21 protein-coding genes are annotated in these 23,346 nt (G+C 38.9%); all 21 read left to right on the plus strand.

The window, feature by feature from the left end:
* The first annotated feature begins 5 nt into the window (after positions 1-5).
* The 21 genes from HMPREF2991_RS06320 to HMPREF2991_RS06420 all read left to right on the plus strand — a co-directional run bounded on the left by HMPREF2991_RS06320 (position 6) and on the right by HMPREF2991_RS06420 (position 23,056).
* Positions 6-509, plus strand: a complete 504-nt coding sequence (locus tag HMPREF2991_RS06320; RefSeq protein ID WP_070683673.1) for a hypothetical protein — start codon at positions 6-8, stop codon at positions 507-509.
* A gap of 73 nt (positions 510-582) precedes the next feature.
* Positions 583-807: a hypothetical protein gene (locus HMPREF2991_RS06325; protein WP_000340303.1), complete on the plus strand. Its 225-nt coding sequence runs from the start codon at positions 583-585 to the stop codon at positions 805-807.
* 27 nt (positions 808-834) lie between these two features.
* On the plus strand, positions 835-1,581 hold the full coding sequence (locus HMPREF2991_RS06330) for a hypothetical protein (RefSeq protein WP_070683675.1): 747 nt from the start codon (positions 835-837) through the stop codon (positions 1,579-1,581).
* A 15-nt stretch (positions 1,582-1,596) separates the two neighbouring features.
* Entirely contained in the window at positions 1,597-2,022 is a 426-nt protein-coding gene (locus HMPREF2991_RS06335) for a hypothetical protein (protein WP_000619802.1), read from the plus strand.
* A gap of 18 nt (positions 2,023-2,040) precedes the next feature.
* Positions 2,041-2,388 carry a PrgI family mobile element protein gene (locus tag HMPREF2991_RS06340; RefSeq protein ID WP_000197455.1) on the plus strand — a complete coding sequence of 116 codons (348 nt, stop codon included), beginning with the start codon at positions 2,041-2,043 and terminating at the stop codon, positions 2,386-2,388.
* Positions 2,348-4,702, plus strand: coding sequence for a VirB4-like conjugal transfer ATPase, CD1110 family (locus HMPREF2991_RS06345; protein WP_070683677.1), 2,355 nt, complete (start codon positions 2,348-2,350; stop codon positions 4,700-4,702). Before HMPREF2991_RS06340 ends, HMPREF2991_RS06345 begins: the two co-directional genes overlap by 41 nt.
* Before the next feature lie 25 nt (positions 4,703-4,727).
* The gene (locus HMPREF2991_RS06350) at positions 4,728-7,364 is read left to right on the plus strand and encodes a phage tail tip lysozyme (RefSeq protein WP_000047029.1); all 2,637 of its coding nucleotides are present in this window, start codon (positions 4,728-4,730) and stop codon (positions 7,362-7,364) included.
* A gap of 19 nt (positions 7,365-7,383) precedes the next feature.
* Complete coding sequence (locus HMPREF2991_RS06355; protein ID WP_000781852.1) at positions 7,384-8,028, plus strand: hypothetical protein; 645 nt, start codon at positions 7,384-7,386, stop codon at positions 8,026-8,028.
* Positions 8,025-8,297, plus strand: a complete 273-nt coding sequence (locus HMPREF2991_RS06360) for a type III restriction endonuclease (protein WP_070683679.1) — start codon at positions 8,025-8,027, stop codon at positions 8,295-8,297. Before HMPREF2991_RS06355 ends, HMPREF2991_RS06360 begins: the two co-directional genes overlap by 4 nt.
* Complete coding sequence (locus tag HMPREF2991_RS06365; RefSeq protein ID WP_070683681.1) at positions 8,251-9,090, plus strand: hypothetical protein; 840 nt, start codon at positions 8,251-8,253, stop codon at positions 9,088-9,090. Before HMPREF2991_RS06360 ends, HMPREF2991_RS06365 begins: the two co-directional genes overlap by 47 nt.
* A gap of 12 nt (positions 9,091-9,102) precedes the next feature.
* Positions 9,103-9,621 carry a DUF3801 domain-containing protein gene (locus HMPREF2991_RS06370; protein ID WP_070683683.1) on the plus strand — a complete coding sequence of 173 codons (519 nt, stop codon included), beginning with the start codon at positions 9,103-9,105 and terminating at the stop codon, positions 9,619-9,621.
* Complete coding sequence (locus HMPREF2991_RS06375) at positions 9,618-11,417, plus strand: VirD4-like conjugal transfer protein, CD1115 family (protein WP_070683685.1); 1,800 nt, start codon at positions 9,618-9,620, stop codon at positions 11,415-11,417. The genes HMPREF2991_RS06370 and HMPREF2991_RS06375 overlap by 4 nt, the downstream gene beginning before the upstream one ends.
* Before the next feature lie 20 nt (positions 11,418-11,437).
* The gene (locus HMPREF2991_RS06380) at positions 11,438-11,701 is read left to right on the plus strand and encodes a hypothetical protein (protein WP_070683687.1); all 264 of its coding nucleotides are present in this window, start codon (positions 11,438-11,440) and stop codon (positions 11,699-11,701) included.
* Positions 11,692-16,914, plus strand: a complete 5,223-nt coding sequence (locus HMPREF2991_RS06385) for a PBECR4 domain-containing protein (protein ID WP_070683689.1) — start codon at positions 11,692-11,694, stop codon at positions 16,912-16,914. Before HMPREF2991_RS06380 ends, HMPREF2991_RS06385 begins: the two co-directional genes overlap by 10 nt.
* Positions 16,915-16,984: 70 nt before the next feature.
* Positions 16,985-17,401 (plus strand): hypothetical protein, encoded by a 417-nt coding sequence (locus HMPREF2991_RS06390; RefSeq protein WP_042768467.1) that lies wholly within the window; start codon positions 16,985-16,987, stop codon positions 17,399-17,401.
* A 216-nt stretch (positions 17,402-17,617) separates the two neighbouring features.
* Positions 17,618-18,010 (plus strand): plasmid mobilization protein, encoded by a 393-nt coding sequence (gene mobC / locus HMPREF2991_RS06395; protein WP_001171915.1) that lies wholly within the window; start codon positions 17,618-17,620, stop codon positions 18,008-18,010.
* Entirely contained in the window at positions 18,004-19,638 is a 1,635-nt protein-coding gene (locus HMPREF2991_RS06400; protein WP_070683691.1) for a relaxase/mobilization nuclease domain-containing protein, read from the plus strand. Before mobC ends, HMPREF2991_RS06400 begins: the two co-directional genes overlap by 7 nt.
* Before the next feature lie 346 nt (positions 19,639-19,984).
* Positions 19,985-20,554, plus strand: coding sequence for a hypothetical protein (locus HMPREF2991_RS06405; RefSeq protein ID WP_070683693.1), 570 nt, complete (start codon positions 19,985-19,987; stop codon positions 20,552-20,554).
* Positions 20,551-21,357: a ParA family protein gene (locus tag HMPREF2991_RS06410; protein WP_070683695.1), complete on the plus strand. Its 807-nt coding sequence runs from the start codon at positions 20,551-20,553 to the stop codon at positions 21,355-21,357. The genes HMPREF2991_RS06405 and HMPREF2991_RS06410 overlap by 4 nt, the downstream gene beginning before the upstream one ends.
* Positions 21,358-21,415: 58 nt before the next feature.
* Complete coding sequence (locus HMPREF2991_RS06415; protein WP_070683697.1) at positions 21,416-21,643, plus strand: hypothetical protein; 228 nt, start codon at positions 21,416-21,418, stop codon at positions 21,641-21,643.
* 120 nt (positions 21,644-21,763) lie between these two features.
* Positions 21,764-23,056 (plus strand): ISLre2 family transposase, encoded by a 1,293-nt coding sequence (locus HMPREF2991_RS06420; protein ID WP_070683699.1) that lies wholly within the window; start codon positions 21,764-21,766, stop codon positions 23,054-23,056.
* Positions 23,057-23,346: the final 290 nt, after the last annotated feature.

Below are 23,346 nucleotides of genomic sequence, written 5' to 3' on the forward strand. Positions count from 1 at the left end.
GAGAGATGAGAAAGGACACGAAAATGGATGCACATGTGACTAGAAGTGGATATAGATACTACACTCCAACTCAAAAAAAATCAGAAGTCACTAAGTCTGAAGAGAAGAAGTGGAAAAAAGGACTACGTTGGCTAGGAAAAGCCGTCTGGTCAGGAATGAAGAACTTACCGAGTTTGATTGCGAGAGCTGCCGTTTTGATGGTTGCGACTCCACTCATGTTTCTCCTCTTTATCTTTAATCTGATTAAAAGCTTGATTGCGACAGCAATTGGATGGGTAGTATTTAAGATTGTAGTTGTCCTAGGCTATGCTGCTTTTTGGGAAATATATTTTTGGATAACAAAATCAGGTCCCTCTGCAGATGTAGAGAAGCAGTTAGATTGGCTTATGACTAACTTTTTCTTTCCTCAAAAGGTCCCCATCTACTATTGGTGGGAAACGACTATTATCGTTGTCTTAGCTGTGATTACAGCCCTCTCTCTAACCTTTCGTCCAACGGATGAAACATAGTATTGAATAAACAATGTAGGTGCTAAGGAATTTTCTTAGTACCTTTTTATAAAAAGAAAGTGAGAAAAAAATAATGGATGCAGTTGTAGATTTTATTAACAAAATTGGAAATATCGGTGGGATTATCGGTATTGGTTGGGCCGCTTGGGGTGCCTGGGACTTAGCAGTAGGAATCAAACGTGAATTGGATGATAAGAAGGATAAAGGAATCCAAAGTTTGATACTAGGTGCACTTCTAGGTGCCGTTCTAAAAGCCCTCTTTACAGCTTTAGCAACAGGTCTTCAATCTCTTGGTTAGGATGAAGAAGAAAGAGGAGGTGGTTTTATGGACCAATCCACACTTGATCAACTAACCATGAGTCTGAAAGACTATAATGCGACAGCCTATGAATTGATGGAAACTGTTTCAGGATCGATGGGGAAGGTAGCAATTTTGCTCCTTCTCCTTTTTATGGGGATCAACCTCATGAATTGGCACCAACAACTTAAAAGCAATGGAGGAGAGCTGTCATTTCAGCTTTGGATTGAAGAAATCCTCAAGTATGCTATCGCACTCTTTTTTATCCTCTATGTGGATGCGATTTTTGATGCCTTGTCATGGTTGTTCAATGTTATCATTAAGTTAATAGCCAAGAATGCTACAGACCCTTTCAGTTCTGAGCCACCAGATTTTAAAGGTTTGGGTATGATTGAGAAATCATTCTTTAAAATTGTTTATGCGGTTGTTGATTTTGTCGGTCAGATATCGACTAAGTTGTTGATCCTGTTACGCTCCTTTACGCTTTACACGTATAAGGGAATCGCTAAAATTATTGTCGCTTGTTACATGGTGGATAGCTTACGCCCGATCTGCCTCGGTTTCTTTAAGCTCTATGCTGCTGCTGTCCTTCAGGGATTGATTTTAGTGGTTGTAACCATGCTTTATCCAGCTATTGTCACGAATGATTTATTGACACTTAGCAATACTGGAGCTTTTATAACTGCACTCGTAGCCATTGCAAAAGGAATCATTTACATCATTATGCTATTTGGTAGCCAACGCATGGCTAAGAATATCATGCAGGTGAATTAGGAAGGAATTATTTTTATGATTAGAAAAAATAAATCCCTCGCTTTAAAGCAGAAACGCACATCTAAGCATTCAAGAGGGAACAAAGAGTATGTGTTGTTGGCAACCAGAAAATATTATACAAAAAAAGATAGTTTATTTGATACAAATAAAAAGTATAGAATATTTTCTATTTTAGGTGGAATCAGTGCTTCTGTTTTATCGGTTTTAGTACCTATAAATCTCTTTCTTGCTTTTATTGCATATGTAGCTACAGAGATATTTAATTTACTCTCTTCTAGAATATTAGGAGTAGGAAATGCTTCTTTTATGTCAGTGATTAAAATCCTTTACCTAAACGATGAGGAGTTTATGAGGATGGTTTTTGTAGTTATGGCTTTAGCGTTGATTGTAGTTTTCTTTTCTATTTATAGTATGAGAAAGATAGAAAAAATGTCACAATAGTTAGAAGAAAGGAACAGAATGACACGTTTAGGCAGTGAATTTTTAAAGGCTTTAGATAGCTACGAAAGGCCAGTTATAGGCTATATGACACTGAGACAGTTAGTGCTACTATTTGGTATAGCATTGACAGTAGTTGTCACTACTATCCTCTATTGGCTGAAGGCACCTGATATAATCCTTTATGGCGTTGATATTTTATTATTAGCGCCTTTTGTTATTTTCGGGTGTTATATTGATGAAAAAATTAAAGATGAGGTTCGTTTCATGTTAACCAAGCAGGAACGCTCTTATCAGACAGATTATGACAGAAAGGAATATACAAGAAATGAATTTATTCGGCCGAAAGAAAACCCCGAAACTCTCTAAGGAAGAACGGGAACGGGCCAAACGTCTAAGACGTACCATGACGGCATCTACACAGAATAGCCTTAACTATCAATGGCTGACACCTGATGGACTTATGAAAATTACAAATGATCAATTTTCAAAGACCTATCGCCTAGGTGATACAAGCTATATCACGGCAACAGATGATGAGCGAATTGATATCATTGAAACAAACGCTGATATTTTTAATTCGCTGGACATTGATAATGATATGCAGCTATTGATCCTGAATCGTAGGGTAGAAAGCAATAGCTTATCTTCTATCCGCTATGATTTGGTTGGAGATGGATATGACGATTATCGTAAAGAATACAATGCGATGATCAATGATCGTTTTTCTCAGGAACAAAATACCTTCAAGGTAGAAAAATATCTGACGATTACCACCCAAACAGACCAGGATCATCAAGCTAGAAGAATCCTTGATGATACAGCCAGCGTTATTGAAAGTCAATACAGTGGCTTAGGAATCTCCTTTAAGGAGTTAGAAGGATTAGATCGTCTTCTTATCTTCCGAAAACTCTTGAGGCGAGAAGGTTTTATTGATTTTAACTATGAAGACATCGCTATTTCTGGATTATCAACCAGGGACTTTGTAGCTCCAAACTATCTGAAATTTGAAAAAGATCATATGAAAATTGATGATTGTTTCGCAAGGGTGATGTATGTTAGACAATATCCTACCTTCTTGAATGACAAACTGATTAAGAATATCCTGGATACAGGAATTGAACTGGCTATCAGTCTGCATGCGAAGCCATATGATACTGCAGATGCCCTGAAGAAAATCAAGACAGTTAAGTCAAGTGTACGTAGGGAAATGATCAAAAGTCAGAAGGCTGCAGCAAAAGAAGGTTATGGAAGTGACCTGGCTGTTGGTGGGAAGGCTGTGGAGACATCTCGTGAAACAGAGAAATGGACTGAAGAACTCCAGGACAATGACCAAAAAATGTTTTCAGGTGTGATGACGATTTTCTTCATGGCTGACAGTCTGGAGGAGTTGAATATCTACACTGAGCAGGTTCAACGATCTGTCCGTAAGAATACGGTAGAACTGGATAAGTGTTACTTGTACCAGGAAGAATCCTTGAATACGATTCTACCGATTGGGATTCCATTTATCAACGTAAAACGCCGTTTTATGAGAGATATGACTACCAGTAACTTGGCCACACAAGTCCCATTTACCAACGTAGATCTACGATCTAACAGTCCACGTGCAATTTATTATGGCCAGAATCAGCTATCTAAGAACGCTATCACAGTTGACCGCAAGAAAGACTTGAATACAGGTTCAGGTTGTATCTTTGGGACGTCAGGATCAGGAAAGTCAGTTCTTGCTAAAGGAGGAGAGATTATTCCTACAACTTTAAGTTACCCTGAAGATAATATTATTATCGTCGATCCTGAAGATGAATACACTGTTATTGGTCGAGAATTAGATGCTGAAATTATTACAATCGCTCCTGGATCACAACATCACTTCAACTTATTGGATCTACCCGATAAGGATAAACTGCAGGCAGAAGATAGTGATCCGATTGGCCAAAAATCAAACCTCTTATCAACCTTGTTTGAGAACATATTCTCTGAAGTATCAGACGATGAATTTGCGATGATTGACCGTGTGACGAGAAAGACCTATGAGGAATTTGAAAAACCAACCTTTAAGGATTGGCAAGCCGTTTTGGAACGTCAACCTGAAGCTGTTGCTAAGGATCTGGCGCTGAAGGCAGAACCTTATACTATTGGATCAAATGATATCTTTGCACACCCTACAAACGTCAATATGAATAGTCGCTTTATTATCTTCAATCTCAAGCAGTTGAGTGGTAAATTGAAGCCATTTGCCCTCTTGGTGATTCAGGACTTCATCTGGAACCAGGTAGTCAATAACCAAGGTAGAACAATTACATGGCTATACTTTGATGAGTTGCAGCTCTACTTCAAGAATAAACTCCAGGCAACCTTCTTTACAGAACTATACTCACGTATTCGTAAATATGGGGCCATTCCAACAGGGATTACACAGAATCCAGAGACTGTTCTATCTACAGAAGAAGGTAGAAAGCTAGTCGCAAACTGTGAGTTTCTAGCCCTCCTGAAGCTGAAGCGGACAGACCTAGATGCCCTGGAGCAGGTTATCCCTCTTACGCCTTCACTGGAGCGATTTGTCTTGCGGCCAAAAGCGAAAGGTACTGGTTTGATCGTGGCTGGGGATACGATTGTACCATTTGAAAATCCTATCCCTAAAGATACCAAACTGTATCAATTGGTTGCGACAGATAGTTAAAAAATAGAAAGAGAGGTAATTTCTTTTGTCTAAAAGTAATCGCAAACAATTAAAACAGGAACGCAAGCGAAGAATCAAAGAAGGATTAGCCCTCAATGCTGAAAAAAAGCCTAAAGAAGCACGTTTAGACTCAAAAGTTGCATTTAAAGAAGCTAAGAAGAATTATCGCTTAGCGAACAAAGATTATAAACTACATAAAGGACCTCAAGCAACAGCTAGAGGTCTTTTCTTTAAGCAACAACGTGATCGAGCAAAGTTGGAAAAACAAATTGCAACAACGCTCTATAAACGAGCTAAAAAAGCTGATGACAGTTATATCCCTAACCGCCTAAAGAAACGTGCTAAACAAAGTGCTCGAATGAAAGCGAGACACGACGTTGAGAAGACAGTCAGAGATAATGAGATTCTTGGAGACTGGGTTCAGGCGAGGGAAAACATTCGTCAATTTAAGTATCAGGTAAACGCCTCTAAAAGAGCGTTAAATGCTGTAGGAAAATTATCCAAGTATTCAATCAAGCGCAGCTATGGACAGCTCAATAGAAGCTATAATTTCATCAGAGGGCGAGGATATACTCGAACACCAAAAGAGTTCTCCTGGGAAGGAAAGCTCAGCAAAAAGATGAAACAGGCCAGAAAGCGACTTGCAGGTTCAAAGTTTGGGAAGGTGTCAAGAGGGACAGGAAAGGTTTTGAAGGTTGCGACAAAGCCCCTGCGTTCCATCTTATCTAATCCTTTAGCTGTCAAGTCCTATTTCTTAATGTTCCTCATCTTTGCAGTATTTGGGGCATTTATGGCCATGTTTGGAGGCAGTGGTCCTGTCCAACAAAATGAATTTGACCTGAACAAGTCATGGCTTCAAATTAGTAAACGAGATCGAGAGAAGTCAAATGATAAGGTAGACTATTGGACCAACATCGATGACATGATCTTTTTCATGAACTTTCGCTACGGTAGTGAGTGGAAACCAGAAAGTAACTGGAATGAGGGGACTGGTGGTGAATGGGCTGGAATATTAGGTTTCAATCACTATTCAGATGCCTTGAATGATCTTTGGAATCATTTGAATGATGACCCTCACAACTTGAAAAAGATGGCTGACTTATATGGCCCCTCGTCAGATCTCAAGTGGACTAAGTTGAGTGATAGCGAGTTAGAAGAGTATAAAGAGCTAGAGGATTTGACTAAAGAAGTTGGTCGATACCCATCTTATCAAGAACTAGCTAATCCCTTTTACCAGGAAGACGACCCTTCTTATCATGCTCCTCTAGTTATCCTGAAGCGGTTTGGTTATACCTCTAAGAGTGAAATCTATGAGAAAACACAACTAAAAGCTTCAACAGGACAAGCTCTAAGAGCTCCTATTGACGGTCAAGTCAGTGTGACAGATGATACTACTGTATCCATCAAAACAGATAAAGCCATCTTTACTTATGAAGAGGTAGGAAATATCCGTGTTTCTGACGGTGATCAGGTCAAAGCTGGAGACGAGGTTGGGAAGGTAACGGCAAATGGTTACCAGGTCATTCAGTATCAAAAATTGGAGGAAAAAGAGACAAAGGATAAGAAAGAAAAGTGGACATCAGTCAATCCAGGCTTTTACTTTCAATCTGTCACGTACAATCAGACAACCTCAGTCATTACTACACTTGATGGTGATTTAGGACAAAAATCACGAGCGATAAAAGACTACTTGAAGCAAAAGGTACCAGGGCTGACAGATAATGGTTTGGCAGCCATGCTTGGAAACTTTGCAACTGAAAGTAATATCAATCCTAAACGTGCTGAAGGAGATTATCTTAGTCCGCCAGTAGGGGCTGATTCTTCTTCCTGGGATGATGAGTCCTGGTTAGCTATAAGTGGGCCCGCTATCTATGATGGTGGGTATCCAAATATTCTTCGTCGAGGTTTAGGATTAGGTCAGTGGACAGATACAGCAGATGGTTCTACTAGGCATACTCTATTATTGAATTATGCAAAATCAAAAGATAAAAAGTGGTACGATTTAGAACTGCAGTTAGATTTTATGTTGGAGGGGGATACTCCTTACTATATCACTGAACTGACCTCAATTCTAACCAGCACAGAAGATGTAGAGACACTTACAGAGCGGTTCCTGGTTAACTGGGAAGGGAACTCTGGAGACAAGGTCCTAGAGCGCCAAAATAACGCTAAGCAGATCCACGCTTTTCTTACTCAACAAGTTCGAGGAGGTGGAGCGTTAGCGTCTTCCTGGAATTTCCCTGAAGAGTATAAGTCAAAAGTGGAACACCCTCCAACACAGGCTTCTATGACTACACAACAAGGAAGCGGTTATGAAGTGGGACAATGTACTTGGTATGCCTATAATCGTTTAGTTGAACTAGGAACGATTACAGACTTATCAGGAGCTTATGGTTACCTTGGCAATGGTCAGGACTGGGTAGCAAATCTGGTCGCAAAAGGATGGCGGTATAGTACAACTCCAACAAAAGGAGCTGTTGTATCAGTAGTAGGTGGATTTGGTGGGACACCAGATGAATACGGCCATGTTGCGATTGTGGAAGCTGTGAATCCAGACGGTTCATTCCTCGTTTCAGAATGTAATATCCAAGGAGTACAGGATAAGGTCCATTTTCGTGTCATCTATCCAGCTTACTACTATACGTTTGCGACACCGAATTAAAAAAGAAAGAAGGTAAATCATGAAAATGATAGATATGGAGAAATTGAAACTCCTGAAAATAGGAGGAATCCTTATAGGAGTTGTGCTAGTTCTAGGATTCGTATTCTGGATTGGAGCAGCAACCTCATCGCAAAAGAAAGCTAAACAGGAAGCTGAAACTACGCAACAAGAAACCAAAGCAGAGGGAAGCGAACTAACGCAAGAATATGTAAAGGAATTTTTGACGGCTTACTTCAATAAGCAGGATCTTGGAGAAAATAGAAATCGCTATTTGCCCTATATGACAGAAGCTGCTTACAATCAGGAAGTGAACTCTGAAGAAGAACCAACGGTACAAACCTATAAGGGCTATGTAGTGGATACACAGATGAAGTCTTCTACCATCTACATCGATCAAGAAAATAATGTTGTCCTAGCTCAAGTGAGATACACTCAGACACAGTTACAGAAGAAGTATGATTATACTAACGCCCAAACAAACGTAGGATCTTCAAGAACCATACGGATTCGCTTCAGCAAGCAAGATGGGAAATACCTGGTAAATCATATTGATCCTATTTTGATTGTGGACAGCTTGAACGCCAGCGAAAAGGCGAGTATTCCATCGTTAAACAAACCAATCAATAACCAAACACAAAGCACAGAAGGGAAAAAGGAACAATGACAAAATTAGAAACTTTGGAAAAACAAAAACAGAAAGCGGAAAACCGCTTAGCTGACTATATGTCCAAGGCCAAGAAGGAAGAAGAGAAACTGCAGCAGCTAGAAACTCAAATCATTCTGGCCAAGCATGAGGAACGATCAAACTACTTGGCTGAACATAATTTAACCTGGGCTGATATTAAAGCAGCTCTTGCTGAAGGAAAATTGAAAGGAGCTGAAAAACATGTACCGTTTAACCAATCTGACACAAAACACGACCACAACGTATAAAAATCGGGACCTTGTGTATCAAGCGCTGGAGCGAGAAAATGCTAAGGTTAAACACCAGGGGGCAGAGGCCGTTTTATTGGTAGAGGAACTGGATAAAAAGAATGTAGTGGTGTACCAAGAAGATGTCTATTTGCCGTTTGAGGGAATCGCAGATAGCCTCTTCCTGAAGCCTGGTATGGTGAATAACAAGGAAGTTGCACCAAAAGAAGCAAAAACCTCACTCTTTAAGCGCCAGACTAAAACAAAACATCTAGAGAAGACTCCTGAAGAGAAAGCTGAAGCCTCTTCCTTGAAACATGAAACTCCCAAACCTCCAACCTCTTCTAAACGCTCTTTTTGGGTGTATTTAGGAAGAGTTCTGGTGTTGTTTGGTCTAGTAGGAAGTCTGACACTTGCTGGCTTATCATTTACGCTAGTTTACCATCAAGAAAAGCAACTCTCGGCCGTATCCAAGGAACTTTCAAATCTAAAAACCATTCAGTCAAAAACAGGGGAACTAGATGCCTTTTCACGTTACTTTTTGCCAGCCCTTTACTCTGATAAAGGGAAAATGGCTGATTTCGTAGCTCCTCAATTAACGATAGATAGACAAGCAGGTCAACTGCAGTCTGTGATTTTGGAATCTAGCTTGATTGTTGATGAAGCAACTTATCAGCTAACCTATGTAGTAGCCGTGAAAGACGGTGAGAACAGAAGTCAGAAACGCTTGGTAGTTACTGTGAAGGAAGAACCTTCAGCGCCTTACGGATTCCAGGTTATTGCCAAGCCAGAACTATCCAATTATCCAAAATAAAGGAGGTCTTACATGGATCAAGAAAAAGTCAGTCATTCTCTGGCTTTAAAAGGAAAAGTTACCCTGGAGATGACGATACAAGCTCTGTATGCCCTCGCAAAAGCCCATTATGACAAGAAACAACATAAGGCGGCAAATCAAACTTTTGAAGGGGAGACACGTTTTAATGATTTTATGGCCACAAAATCAAAAAAAGATGTCGAGAAGTTATTAAATAGTGAAGTTCACTTGGCTAAGTTGAAGCATTACCTAGAGGAGTATAAGGTAGGTTTTACTTATCATCAAAAAGATGATACAACCTATCTCTTCTTTGAAACAAAAAATCGTCCCCTGGTAGAAAAGGCTCTCAAAGATATGTTGGCAGACATCACGAAAAGCCCAGAAAAATTGGAAGAGTTTGCTAAAAAGGTACTGAAGAAACCACATGAAATGACTCCTGAAGATAAAATCAATTACTATAAGACAAATAAGGTCTATAAAGGAACGATGCCAGTTGTTACGAAGGAGATTGGGAAGGAGAAGACACGATGATTAGAAAACCTATATGGCCCTACCTGGTGGTGGGGCTATTTTCATTTGTTATTTTCCAGTCCTTTTACCATTACTACCAACTTTCGACTGCAGCAGTACCTTTTATGGGAATGTTGCGGCTTCGTTGGTTGCTAGAACACTGGGAACGCTTCTCTTTTGGTGTTTTCTTTGATTCAGGTGCCTTATATGCTGGGTTGATCGGATTCGGTCTTCCAATGCTTGTCTATGCTTCTATGGATAAGAATTTATATCGCCAAGGAGAAGAACAAGGTAGTGCTCGTTTTGCGACTTTGAAGGAAATGAGACGGTTTGAAGACGTTGATTTTGAGAAGAATATGATTTTTTCAAAACAGGTCAAAATGGGCCTATTTAATTTTCGCTTAGCCTACAATGTCCAGCTCAATAAAAATGTGATTGTCATTGGTCTTCCAGGAGACGGTAAAACCTTTACTTTTGTATTGCCAAATTTAATGCAGATGAACTCAAACTTTGTGGTGACGGATCCTAAAGGAAACCTAGTACACGAAGTTGGGAAGATGCTTGAGAAAGCTGGCTATGCTGTTAAAATCTTTGATTTGATTCGGCTCAAGAATTCAGATCGGTTTAATCCTTTTCATTACATGAAGTCTGAGCTAGATATTGATCGTATCTCTGAAGCAATTACTGAGGGAACGAAGAAGAGTGAGCATACTGGAGAAGACTTCTGGGTTAAAGCGGAGTTGATGCTGCAACGTGCATTGATTGGTTATCTCTATTTTGACTCGAAGGATCCTGAAACTGGAGTCCAGTTATATATGCCAAACCTGGGCCACGTTGCGGATCTATTAAGAAATATGTATCGAGAGGATCCAGATGTACCAAGCCCTGTCGAGCAGATGTTTGAAGAACTGAACGAACATCAACCTAACAACTATGCTTATAAACAGTGGAAATTATTCCAAAACTTCAGAGGCGAGACAAGAAACAGTGTGGTAGCGATTTTGTCTTCTCGTTATTCTATCTTCGACCACGAAGATGTCCGAAACTTGATTAGTGAGGATACCATGGAAATGGATACCTGGAATACGAAAAAGACAGCCGTTTTTATTGCTATTCCTGAAACCAATAATGCCTTTAATTTTCTTTCCTCAATCTTGTTTGCGATTGGTTTTGAGGTTCTCACACATAAGGCTGATGATATCCTGCAAGGGAAAGTACCTGGATACAGTAGAAAAAATCTTCGTCACATTCAATTTATATTCGATGAGTTTGCACAAATTGGCCGTATTCCAAACTTCGCCCAGGTTCTCTCTTCTATTCGTAGTCGTGAGATGTCTATTAAGATTATCATCCAAGCTGTCAATCAGCTAGAATCACTTTATAAAAGTGATTGGAAGACCATCTTTAATAACTGTGCTACTCACCTATTTTTAGGGACAAATGACAAGGATACGATGGAATACTATTCTACAAGGTCAGGTAAGCAGACTATACGTACTCGATCTACCTCAAAATCGCATAGTTATCGTAATGGATCATCAAGTGAAAATAAACAAATTCAAGGCCGTCCCCTTCTAACTCCAGATGAAGTCGCAAGAATTGGGGTAGAAGAAGGATTGGTCTTTATTTCTAAACAAAATGTCTTCAGAGATAAAAAAGCAAGTGTCTATGATCATCCTAGAAAAGATGAGATTGCAAGTTCTCCTGAAGACAAAGAAAACTGGTACGAATACACTCGAAAAGGAACAGACATCGACGGCTTGCTTTTATATGCCAACGATTTGACTCCGCAGCTAAAAGAGTTATTCGTGGCCTAACATACAGAAAGGATAGTAGGATGGAAACACCTAAAACACAATTAGGATACCTGGAGAGTATCTCGCAGGTTCTAGCATTAAAGCTAGAAAATTTAGCCACAGAACGTTATGCTATTTGGCAGCTATTCAAACAGGCAGATGAGGAGACTTTCTATCAATTAGCTCCTCATCTTTTTGTGACAACGAGTCAGGAAGATCCAATAGTTGTTAGTGAACTAGATGCAACTCCTGAAGGATATCTTTTATTTAAGGAATTAGTAGAGGAGGAAAGAGTATGCCTTTAACAAAAGCACAGGCAAAATCGCTGGATATTTTAGAAGTAGCTCGTAGCCTTGGAATGGAGATGAAGCGAAAGTCACATCGAGAGTATTATTGGGCTGAGCATGACTCGTTTAAGATTGATACTGTGAAGAATACCTGGCATTGGTATTCACAAGCCGATAAGTATGGGGACACCATCAACCTTGTACAAGAAATGCGAAATGTCAGCTATAAGGAAGCCATGGTATTCTTAGAGACAGGTTCCTTTCCTGAAGCAAAACCAGTAGAGGAAGAACGTCAACCTTTCAATTATACACTAGCCCCTTACGAACAACGATTTGTGGAGGCGAGATCCTATCTCAAGGAGATTAGAGGTCTCTCTGATGATACAATCGACTTCTTCCTGGAAAAGGGAGTATTAGCCCAAGCTAAACGTAAGGATAAAGATGGTGTTATAGAAGATGTCTTGGTTTTTAAATACTTGGACAGAAATCAGCAACTGGTAGGTGCGAGCCTCCAGGGACTTGTTCCTGATCAAGAACGTCATCCTGGCAAAGGATACTTGAAACAAATCATGTATCAATCAGAATCTATTAGTGGCTTAAACGTTTCTATAGGCTCTCCTAAGCGTTTAATTGTGACAGAGGCACCAATTGACCTTATGAGCTATTATGAGCTTCATAAGGGCGAATTAAACGATGTTCAACTAGTTGCGATGGAAGGATTAAAAGAGGGAGTTCTGTCTCACTATGTTCTTGAAATTCTGCAGGAGCGAGGGGAACTCACGATGGATGAAAGGGATTATACCAAGTCTAGTGAACTAACACGTACCTCTAACTTTTTATCTGTTGCAGCGGAAACATCCACACTTTTCCAAGATCACAAATACGATGATCTCATCACGCTGGCAGTTGATCGTGATAAAGCAGGTACAGACTTTATTACCAAACTACGGGAGAAAAAAATCCCAGTTATCGATGCAAGACCACCACAACGTGAAGGCCAGGAGAAGACAGACTGGAATGAGATCCTGAAGCAGGAAAAACAACTGGAGAAAGACGCACCAGACAACAGTCGTCTTGCCCAGGCACGTCGAAAATTGGAAAGACTAAGGGGTGAACAAGACGAGGCTATTTCAAGAGCTTATTCCCACCAAGCACAAACAAATGGGCAACCCATGAATGATAAGCGAGGCGGTGCTAGCTTTATGCGTAAGCAAGAACAAATAGAAGGTCAAGTCTTCTCAAAGATGGATGAGATTAGGAAACAAGAAGAGCGAGTAGAGCACCTGGAGCACCAACAACATTTGAAAGAAATGGGGTTGAATCGTCAGGGAAGTGGTCTGGAGATGAGTGTTCAAAATATACCTAGAATCCGTGAAGAGTTAGAAAAAGCTAAGCGTGGGGAGTCGTTCTTTACCAAAGCTACTCTCAAACGCTATCAAGAAGAGTTGACTAGACTTGAGGCTATATCTGAACAAATGGGTAAAACGAGCATTCAGCCAGCAACTCAAGCCTTAATTGATGAGGGCTTAGTGAATCAGTGGCAAAAACAACCAAATACGTATTTTGTAAAAGGCTTACGAAGAGTTGCTCTGGAGTTGACTGAGGAAGGAAAGTTTCAATTATCTTCACAAACCAAGTATCATCCGAAAACAGATGAGGAAAGACTGAAGGTGGATGAATTACTTGCCAAACAAAGGCAAGAAAATGTAGGATTAACGCCCTCGAATCAGGAAAAATCAATCTCACCACAACCAGAGCCTATTGAAAAAAATCAAGACGAAGCAGGGTGGTTAGAAAAAAATTGGGACAATCTCACATTTTCGATAGAAAATAAAAAAACAGTCGTCATTGATCCGACTAGTATAGATAAGACGGTTGAAGAAAAACAAACTCCAGATAATCAAGAATCTATAGAGCTAGTTTGGGAATTGCATAGTAAATGGGAAGACGAATTAGCAGAAAAAATTCGGGAAGATTTAGGCATTAACTATGAACTACAGGCATGGCAATTTGAAAAAGAAATGTCACGATTTATAACGACTGATTTAGACAAGTTATTCGCAAAACGTACTAGATTGGAAAGGGATGCTTATTTTGCGGATAGTACGACGTCTATCAGAAAAGAAATTGATCGTTTAGATGCACAAATACTGGAGTACATAGAAAAAGCCCCTGAACAAAGTCAGGAGCGCTTGATTGATAGGACCAGTGGTGGCACGGGGTCTTTACAGCTTGAAGCTGAAGGCAGTCCCACACCTGTACTTGAAACAAGCACCTTTGAGCAAACTGTTACCAGTCACCCGACATCATCCTATCCGTACCTTCATTTTAGCACAAGTTATGATAAAGTGCAACGGCGAGTGGGGAATTATCACCCAATCACACCTGCCGATTTAAGACGTTTGAACCAATATGCGCCCTCCATTCAAAGTACAGCGTCCTGGTATTTAAGTGAAATGGCTGACAGTAAGATCAGCTTTGTTTATGCGGATCATGGAGAGGAGAATGTGCTTCAGGTGACTTTTCAAAAGGATAACTTTATCCATCTTTCAGGGATTAGACCTTTTGAAGAGGGAAAGGGAGCGGCAAATTTCCTAGATGATATTGCAAATGGTCAGGGGCATTATGACGGTATGTTGATTAGTAATGCAATTAAGGATAAATTGCAGGTTCTTCCTATGTTGCGTGATATTTTAGATCCACATTCTTTTGTTTTAGATGATTTGAGCAGTGTTGAAAAGCTTCACAATCTCAATATGAGTGAAGCTATTAAAGCAAAAGATGAAGATTTCTTACTACTTTTTAAAGATATCGGAGATGAAAAAATTCCAGCCTCTCTTATGAAACTCAAGGGAGAGCTTGCAACTAATGTTAAATCGTTGGATGAAAAGATCATTCTTGGTGTTTATAGAGAGCGAGGTGGTCACATCGAGCAACTTTCAATCAATGAGGAGTATGTTAAAGACAAAGGCGCAGAAATGCTGTCAGTTTTGAAGAATAAGCAGTTTGAAGAAGTTCCTAAAGAAATTGAACAATTAACTCCTTCTAACACACTGAATAGCTCCCTACTTGATTCGGCTACGTTTACTCAAGTCCTAGATACTGTCTATAATTTAGGTGTACCAGGTGACCTCTCAAAAACTCCAGAAGAATTTCATCAAGCCTGGAATCAGTATCTTGACTATGCGAAGCAGCATAATGATAAATTTGATCAGATTGTTGCTGCGGCTGGTGCAGATCATCTCCTAGATACAAATTCAGATTTTTATAAAGAATGGCAACAAGATCACATCTATAAGGATAACTACCATGTACGTCTTCAATGGGCTGAGGAGCGACCAGATGGGCCTAAATTGCCATTTAAAGAAACCGAGCTGATATCTTATCAAGATTTTGCTAGAGAGCTTTACAAAGCCAACCAGAGCTTCTATCAGTTACATCAGGATGGGCTAGAACAAGTGACTGGTGTTTATCCAGAAGGCTACATCTCTCCAACTAAGATCCAGTTTAGTATCTACGCTCCTGATGGTGAACTGATCCAGGATAGCATCCGTTACAATATCGGTGAGGAGATTAACCCCATCGCTCACAAAGAAAGACTTGGAACACGAGAAATGAGAGAGTACCCAGAATTGATGAAGATAGACGGGGCCATATTCACTCCGTATCATCTGGAGAGATTGGCGAGTGAGTTAGATATTTCTCAGTTCAGTTACGCTTTAGAAGATACTCTTTACGCAGATCAACTTCTATCCCAACTCCCATTTGGAGATTTGGAAAATAGTCCAATTGGATTTACAGATAGTAGTCATGATGGTCGCCTTGGATTTATCTCTTTTGATGGAATGGATAGTGTTGAGGTCGAAAATCTATCTGCTTGGTTTGAGAAGTTGGGAGTCAAAGACTCACCTATGGAACAATTGGCCCTTATTGAAAAATGGCAAAAAGAAATCAAAGGTTTATCAGAAAAAGTTGAACAAACGATCTCCACAGTCCGAGAAGAATTTGAGAAATCACAAGAGGAAGAAATCAAACTAGAAGAACAAAGCTACAACAAGCAGGAGTTGGAACATGATGCGGATGCTGATGGTGTTTCTGATGAGGAGGAGTTGCTTCAGGGAACGAATCCGTATGATTTTAGATCGAAACCAGGTTCTAAACCAGAGGGCGAGGAGAGTCTACAAGCGGATGAAATTGTTTTAGCAGCTGGCAGTCTTGCAGTCGCAGATTTTATTCAAAATAAAGATATGGCAGGATTAAGTCGTCATCTTAAAGAAGGGATTAAGGAGTTTCTGGATTCAGATAAGTACAAAGACTATCTAACGAAAATGAGCCAACTAAATAATTATTCTAATCGCAACTTGCGCTTAATTCTTGCACAAAATCCTGAAGCAAGGCAAGTAGCTTCTTTCAAACAGTGGAAAGAAAACTTTGGTCGCTATGTGAAAAAAGGTGAGAAGGCGTTACGTATTTTTAAACCTATGACGAAGATCAAAAAGGATGAGAATAACCAACCAATATTGGATAAAAATGGGAAACCAGAAACAGTTACATTCTTTGGTTTGGTACCAGTTTTTGATGTTAGTCAGACAGAAGGAAAGGAGATGCCAAAAGCTGCAGAAGTGAAAGAACAGCTGACTGATTTGGACTATGCAAATCTTTACCGTGCCCTAATGGCTATTGCAAAAGAAAATGATGTATCGGTTCGATTTGAAGAGATGGACAATAATAAACATGGATATTATTCTGTCCCAGAAAATCAAATTGTTTTACGTAGTAATGAGATGAACAAGGCTCAAATTATTAAAACTTTCTTACATGAAATGGCTCATGCAGAGTTGCATCATGCAGATAATCCTCAAAAGGAAAATCTAACTAGAAGCACCGCTGAACTCCAGGCTGAAAGTGTCGCTTATGTCGTTTCTTCATACTATGGTATTGATACGTCAGAGTATTCCTTTAACTATCTATCTGGGTGGTCTGCTGATAAGGAGACACTTGCTGATTTAGAAGCACAGTTGGATATTGTCCAACAAGAAGCTAAAAGTTTAATGGTTCGGATGGATCAAGCATTGGAACAATTAAGATTGAGTCAAGAGAAACAAACGAAGCGCAGTTTTGAACAAAAACTGGAGAAGTTTAAAGATCAGAGCAAGCAGGCTGTCGAAGATCACAAGCAGGAGTTGAAAGCAGATGCACAATCAAAAAAAGAGAAGGGTTTCTCGAAATGACCGAACGGGACACCCCAAATAAACCCAAGGTCAAATTAAAAACAAATCATCATCAAGGAGGACAACACTCATGACTAATGAACAAGAAGAACAACTGATCATCATCCTTTCAGACTTTATTCCAATCATGGATGGAGACAGAGTTCAAGGAGTATCGCCAAACGCTAAAGACTTGACTCGCCAAAAAGTTCTGGAGCAACTAGAGGAAGAACAGTCTCAACTACCTGAAGGAGATCCTGCTCTTTTGGAGTGGGAAGAAGAAAATATTGAGCTACTCAAGATGATTACAGATGAAGAATTTCAAGCTGTACTCACAGAAAAAATCTTACTGACAGAAATACAAATTGGGCAGTCGATTTTCCAGCCTCTAACTGCTCAACAACTTTCTGTCCTAGCTGAAAAGTTACAAGGTCAGAAAGAAAAAAGTGTAGAAAATAGTGATAAGCAATCATCTATTTTCAAAAACATCTTCAGTTGGTTGCGATAAATTGTTAGAGGTTGTACTCCAAAAGATATAGGAAAGGGGCTTGGGGATTTCCCCAAAACTGAGAAAATCAAGAAGGAAAACTACAAGGTTCTCCTTCTCTGATTTTTTTAAATTTCGCAAATGGATATCCATTTGCTACGCTTGCCGGAAGGAAGTTAGGGGCTGATGACTAATCAGAAAATGCCAGAGACTTTAAGAGAAAGAGGATAAAAAATTATGCAGAAACGAGAAAATAGAAAACGCTATATACAAAAATTGATACGACTAACACCAGAGGAAGATCGCCAAATTAAAACAGCGATGGCCCAAATGGGAGTTCCATCTTTTCAATACTATGCGAAGAATCAATTGGTTCAAGGAAAGGTGGTACAAATTGATTTCTCTGAATTGAAAGACCTTCGAGTTGCTATCAATCGAGTTGGGACAAACATCAACCAGATTGCTAAGCATGCTAACGAAAATCAAGGGGTTACGCCAGAGGAAGTAGCACAAGTTATTGACTATCTATCTGAGTTAAAAGAGATGGTGGCTGCCAAGCTTTCTAGCGCAGAAAAACAGAGTCTACAGGAACGGAAACGAACGGTAAGGAGTGATATAGAAGAATGGTAGTTATTAAATCTCCAACTCAAATTAAAACACCAGCTAATTTGAAGAGAGCTGTTAATTATATTCTGAATGAAGCGAAAACTCTTGTATCAGGACCTGCAGAAAGTGATCTTGATTTCCCTCTTGTCTATCATGATGGTGAACTTCAAATGAAGTTAGTATCTGGCAATGGGATCTCTGATTTCAGTGTAGCAGATGAAGAAATGGTCATGACAAAATTGGCTGCAGCCTTTAAAAAAGGAGATGATGACTTGAAAGAATTATCTTCAGGAAAACAAGTATTGGCTCATCACATTATCCAGTCTTTTTCTCCAGATGACAACTTGACCCCTGAGCAAGTTCATGAAATTGGTCGTCAAACGATGTTGGAATTGACAGGTGGAAATTATGAGTTTGTAATTGCGACACACACAGATAAAGATCATCTTCATAATCATATCATACTCAATACAACCAATACCTCAACGCTTAAGAAATTTCGTTGGGAAAAGAAAACCCTGAAAAATTTGAGGGCGATATCGGACAAGCATGCAGCACGTTATGGCGCTAAAATTATTGAGCCTACTATGAAAAATTCTTATACAAAGTATTCTGCTTGGCGGAGACAAAATAATTATCGCTTTGAAATCAAGGATCGTCTAGATTTTCTTCTAAAGCACTCGCTGTCGTTGGAAGACTTTAAACAAAAAGCAGTTGCGCTTGACCTTCAGATTGATTTTTCTGGTAAATTTGTGAAGTATAAATTGCTTGATCAACCCCAACAAAGAAATGTCCGAGATGATACATTATCTAAGAAAGGACTCTATTCTCTTGAAAAAATAAAAGAGAGAATTTCTAAGAATCAGTTGGTTTTTGATATGGAGGAATTGAAAGAACAATATCAAGAATCAAAAGAAAAAACAGCCAATGATTTTGAATTGAAATTGGAAGTAGAGTCCTGGCAGGTCGAACAAGAAAGTAAGCAAGGTATTTACTTACAGATGGATATGGGAGCTTTAAATAGTGGTACCATTTTAATACCTTCTCATAAAGTTGATAAAAATGAGGATGGAAATTATACGATCTATATCAAAGAGAAAGACTATTTTTATTTTCTCAATCCAGATCAATCACAAAAAAATCGGTACATGATGGGTTTGACTGTCGCAAGACAATTAGCCAAACAAAATGGGGAGACACTCGTAACTAAAAATGCCCAAATTTCCTCTATGCGTGAGCTGATTAAGGAATATAATTTCTTAGTCGAGCACGGTGTGACAGATGGAGCACAATTTCAACATTTGGAGGATCAATTTAATGAAAAGATAGAGACTACTCAGGAGGAATTAAGACAGCTAGATGAGCGACTTGGACGTTATCATAAAATTGAAGGAGCGCTTTTAGCCATCCAGCAATCTCCAGAAAATAGTCTTGCGGCGGTACAACTATTGGCTGATTTGGGAGTCCCAAAAGATATGGGACTGGAAGATGTCAGTCAATTGATCAAACAATTTCAAATTGAAAAAGGAGCCTTACAAGAGTTCTTTGACGACACTCTAAAACATTACACAGATTATAGAGATGTTAAGGAGCACGTGCGTAGTCGAGAAGAGAATGTTGACCGACGATTTGAGGATGAAAAAGTCTTTTAGAAGTTTCTGATGTTTTCAATCTAGTCATGATTTCAATACCATAGAGAGTATTTAGATTTGATGAAAAAGAATTTGTCGCAAAACTAGATTGCAAACGTGAGCAACAATTCCTGAAGCGAGTGAGAGATTATGACGAGCAGATAGCTCCCTTCATGGTATAAGCGGATAGACAGTACCGAGAGGACAGTTGTCTTCACATTTGGAGAGATAACCTTTTCTAGGAATCGCTGGCGAGAAGGAAAGAGAAATTTCATTTTAAAAAAATAATTATAAATATAATTATAAACATATTGACAAATATAATTATAATGGTATAATAGAAATATAGAAAAACAGGAGGAAGACGATGGATATTTTTGACGTTTATAATTTTCAAAACCAAGTTGAGAATGTTAACAAAAAGGGGAATCTTAAGGAATCCTTGAAATTATTAGATATTGTTTATTTTGATGGTAGTCTCGAGAAAGGTAATGAGGACCGAATCGTTTTTGAATTCTCAAAAACTCGCACAATGGCAATCGAGGTTCGAATTATGGAAAAGAAAATACGATTTTGGGGCTGGATAGGAAAACGTCAAAAGGGTGACTATTTCTGGAAATATGTCTTTGAGAATTATAAAGAACTATGGTATAGAATTTTAAGTTTACTTATGTCAGAATACTTCTCGCCTACTGAATGTATTTCTTGTGAGATTGTATCTACCGTTAATCGGGACCTATTATGTCATTGGGAAGAAGGTACGGAAGACACTGAAGACACCGAAGACAAGACGCTCTATGTTGGTAGGTTATTGTTATTTGGATTTGTTCCGCTATGGAAAGTAAAGCATACTAAACATGAGTGGGAAAAAATAGCTTTGATTGAAAGCTCGCAAAATAAGATTGTTAAGTATCAGTTTGAGGAGGATGTCAAATGAAGATCATCACATTTGCTGCCATTAAAGGTGGCGTTGGAAAAACTACTTTAACTTTTAATTATGGGGAATGGTTGGCTAAGAAAGGTCATAAGGTTCTCTTTATAGACTTAGACCATCAGTGTAATTTGACACAGTGTTACAATATCTATGAGAGCAGGAATACAATTGCCAATGCTTTTAAAGGAGGCGATGTGGATATTAAGCAAGTCAAGGAAAATATCAGTTTAATTCCAGGTTCAGTTCAGCTTGATACGGTGGAACGAGATCTGGAGAACAGCGATAAGAAAAATATGTTACTTTATCTTTGGCTAGAGGATAACTACGAAAAGAAAAAGTTGGATCAATTTGACTATATCTTGATTGATTGTAGACCAGACTTTGCGACAGCTACTAAAAATGCTGTTGCGGTCAGTCATGTTATTATTAGTCCCTTGACTCCTTCAGAGTTTGGTTATAATGCCAAATTCAATTTATCAACTCGGTTAGAAGCATTCAGAAGGGATGTAATTGACTATCGTACAAGAGAATCATACATTACTGCTGAGTTATATTTCTTAGCAAATATGATCCGACCAAACTATGGGTCATCAAGAGAATTACTGGAGGCCCTAGGACTTGAAGCTAAAGAAAAGGGAACAGATAACCTTCTAGGAATTGTACCAGCAAAAGAGTTATTCAATCATTCCACGATTGATAAAATCTCTATCGCAGATATGGAGAAGAATCCTGAGCTTTATCAAAAACACAAAAAATTTTTCACTGAGCTGGAGCAGACTTTTTCAAAAATTTATGATACAATATAATTATATTTATAAACACAAATACAATTATAAATATAATTAGAATTAGAAGGAGATTGTTATGGCATTCACACCAAAAGAAAAAGAGATTTCGCAGATTATTGAAGCAACCCATCAACCTGAGCGGATTTCAGATATAGCTAACTTTGAAAGTTTTGAACGCAAAAAGCAATTCCAGTTTACTTTGAAACCAAGCAATCGGAAAAAATTAGATGAAATTGCTAAAGCAGCTGGCGCAAAGTCTGCATCAGATTACCTTGATAGACTAATTGAAAGTCTATCGTCATAAATATAATTATATTTATAATCAAACAACCTTCCCAATAAGGGAGGGCTTTTATTTTTGAAAAAATCTTGTAAAAGTTTCTGATGTTTTTAATCTAGTCATGATTTCAGTACAATAGAGAGTATGTTTAAATTTGATGAAAAAGAATTTGTCGCAGAACTAGATCGCAAACGTGAGCAGCAATTCCTGAAGCAAGTTAGAGATTATGACGAGCAGATAGCTCCCTCCATGAGACTGAGGGGGTATAAACGGATAGACAGTACTGAGAGGACAGTTGTTTTTACATTTGGAGAGGTGACCTTTTCTAGGAATCGCTGGCGAAAGGGAAAGAAAAGCTGCTATCCCGTAGATGAGTGGCTAGGTCTAGAAAAGTATATGCGTTATTCTCCTGAGTTGATTTTTCACATGGCAAAACACGCTTCTGTTTTATCCTACCGTGAAGTTTGTCGAACAGTTAAGATGGCTTATCGTTTGGAAATAACAAAGGATGCTGTTTTGAAGTCCGTAAAAATGGCAGGTAAACTCTTTTCAGAGAGGGAACGTTATCGGCTTTTTAAAGGTGATGAGCAACCGAAAAAAATACAGGCAGATAAAATCTACCTGGAGGGAGATGGTGTGCTCGTCAAGACAACATCAAGCAATGATGAACGACACAATACAGACTTAGCCCATTTTCTGATTCATACTGGAGCGAAGAAGGTTGGTAATAATCGGTATGTACTAGAGAATAAGCATGAGATTATCCATACAAGCCATGAACAAGCAAAGGAAGAATTGATAGACTATCTCTACAATCATTTTGAAATAACCGATCGAACTCTTCTTATCACTAACTCAGACAATGGTAAAGGATATTCTCGAAGAATATTTCAAGAAATTAAGAAGGTCCTACGGATTAAACGTCATGAGCATTTCTGGGATGCCTACCATGTCAATGAAGAACTTAAAAGATTCCTGAAGCCATACCCATCTACACTACTTGATCTTGCTTTCAAGGCCATCCAAAATCACCAGAAGGGCCTGCTTCAGACCGTACTAGATACAGTTGAATCTCTCATAGAGAGTCAGGAAGCTCTTGATAATTTTTACAATTTTCGTAAGAAATTATTAAGAAATTTCTGTGACACTAGACCACCTAAACTTAGAGGATTGTCCTCACGTGGTATCGGGGTAATGGAGAGTCAGCACCGAAAGGTCACTTACCGCATGAAACATCGAGGGATGTATTGGTCCATCGAAGGGGCTTGTACCATGGCCAAGATGATTCTTATTGAACGAATTGATCAGCTAAACGAGCTGTTTTTTGGAGCTTGGAGACAAGAGTATGAGGAATTTAGGGATACGGGATTAGGCGCAGGGTTTCGTATTAACCATAAGCCACACGGTGCTGTCATCAGAAAAAGAGGACATAAATAAAATCGGAAGGCAGACAAAAGCCTCTAAAAAAAGAATTTTTAGAGGTCTTTTTGTCATGTTTTTATACAAAACAGTTGCTTTTTTGCCTAATATGTGTTACAATAATAGAGTAAATATAAAAAAGAAAAAGGTGCAGAAGCAGCAACTTCTACACCACCGATTAAGACAAACCAACACTTTGCTTAATCAGTCAAACAATATTGTAGCATAAATAGTGCAATATAGTCAAGGGCTGGAGTAAAGTTAGGAACTTTTTCCAGTTTTTTTGTCTGAAAAATCTCGCTTTCTTA

This window comes from Streptococcus sp. HMSC072D07 (assembly GCF_001814835.1).
GTDB lineage: Bacteria > Bacillota > Bacilli > Lactobacillales > Streptococcaceae > Streptococcus.

What these genes read in the sequence shown, in the direction of transcription:
- HMPREF2991_RS06390 (WP_042768467.1), top strand. Translation starts at nt 16,985, where the DNA reads ATGACTAATGAACAAGAAGAACAACTGATCATCATCCTTTCAGACTTT.
- HMPREF2991_RS06335 (WP_000619802.1), top strand. Translation starts at nt 1,597, where the DNA reads ATGATTAGAAAAAATAAATCCCTCGCTTTAAAGCAGAAACGCACATCT.
- HMPREF2991_RS06355 (WP_000781852.1), top strand. Translation starts at nt 7,384, where the DNA reads ATGAAAATGATAGATATGGAGAAATTGAAACTCCTGAAAATAGGAGGA.
- HMPREF2991_RS06400 (WP_070683691.1), top strand. Translation starts at nt 18,004, where the DNA reads ATGGTAGTTATTAAATCTCCAACTCAAATTAAAACACCAGCTAATTTG.
- HMPREF2991_RS06320 (WP_070683673.1), top strand. Translation starts at nt 6, where the DNA reads ATGAGAAAGGACACGAAAATGGATGCACATGTGACTAGAAGTGGATAT.
- HMPREF2991_RS06345 (WP_070683677.1), top strand. Translation starts at nt 2,348, where the DNA reads ATGAATTTATTCGGCCGAAAGAAAACCCCGAAACTCTCTAAGGAAGAA.
- HMPREF2991_RS06340 (WP_000197455.1), top strand. Translation starts at nt 2,041, where the DNA reads ATGACACGTTTAGGCAGTGAATTTTTAAAGGCTTTAGATAGCTACGAA.
- HMPREF2991_RS06360 (WP_070683679.1), top strand. Translation starts at nt 8,025, where the DNA reads ATGACAAAATTAGAAACTTTGGAAAAACAAAAACAGAAAGCGGAAAAC.
- HMPREF2991_RS06385 (WP_070683689.1), top strand. Translation starts at nt 11,692, where the DNA reads ATGCCTTTAACAAAAGCACAGGCAAAATCGCTGGATATTTTAGAAGTA.
- HMPREF2991_RS06365 (WP_070683681.1), top strand. Translation starts at nt 8,251, where the DNA reads ATGTACCGTTTAACCAATCTGACACAAAACACGACCACAACGTATAAA.
- HMPREF2991_RS06370 (WP_070683683.1), top strand. Translation starts at nt 9,103, where the DNA reads ATGGATCAAGAAAAAGTCAGTCATTCTCTGGCTTTAAAAGGAAAAGTT.
- HMPREF2991_RS06380 (WP_070683687.1), top strand. Translation starts at nt 11,438, where the DNA reads ATGGAAACACCTAAAACACAATTAGGATACCTGGAGAGTATCTCGCAG.
- HMPREF2991_RS06325 (WP_000340303.1), top strand. Translation starts at nt 583, where the DNA reads ATGGATGCAGTTGTAGATTTTATTAACAAAATTGGAAATATCGGTGGG.
- HMPREF2991_RS06420 (WP_070683699.1), top strand. Translation starts at nt 21,764, where the DNA reads ATGTTTAAATTTGATGAAAAAGAATTTGTCGCAGAACTAGATCGCAAA.
- mobC (WP_001171915.1), top strand. Translation starts at nt 17,618, where the DNA reads ATGCAGAAACGAGAAAATAGAAAACGCTATATACAAAAATTGATACGA.
- HMPREF2991_RS06330 (WP_070683675.1), top strand. Translation starts at nt 835, where the DNA reads ATGGACCAATCCACACTTGATCAACTAACCATGAGTCTGAAAGACTAT.
- HMPREF2991_RS06375 (WP_070683685.1), top strand. Translation starts at nt 9,618, where the DNA reads ATGATTAGAAAACCTATATGGCCCTACCTGGTGGTGGGGCTATTTTCA.
- HMPREF2991_RS06415 (WP_070683697.1), top strand. Translation starts at nt 21,416, where the DNA reads ATGGCATTCACACCAAAAGAAAAAGAGATTTCGCAGATTATTGAAGCA.
- HMPREF2991_RS06410 (WP_070683695.1), top strand. Translation starts at nt 20,551, where the DNA reads ATGAAGATCATCACATTTGCTGCCATTAAAGGTGGCGTTGGAAAAACT.
- HMPREF2991_RS06405 (WP_070683693.1), top strand. Translation starts at nt 19,985, where the DNA reads ATGGATATTTTTGACGTTTATAATTTTCAAAACCAAGTTGAGAATGTT.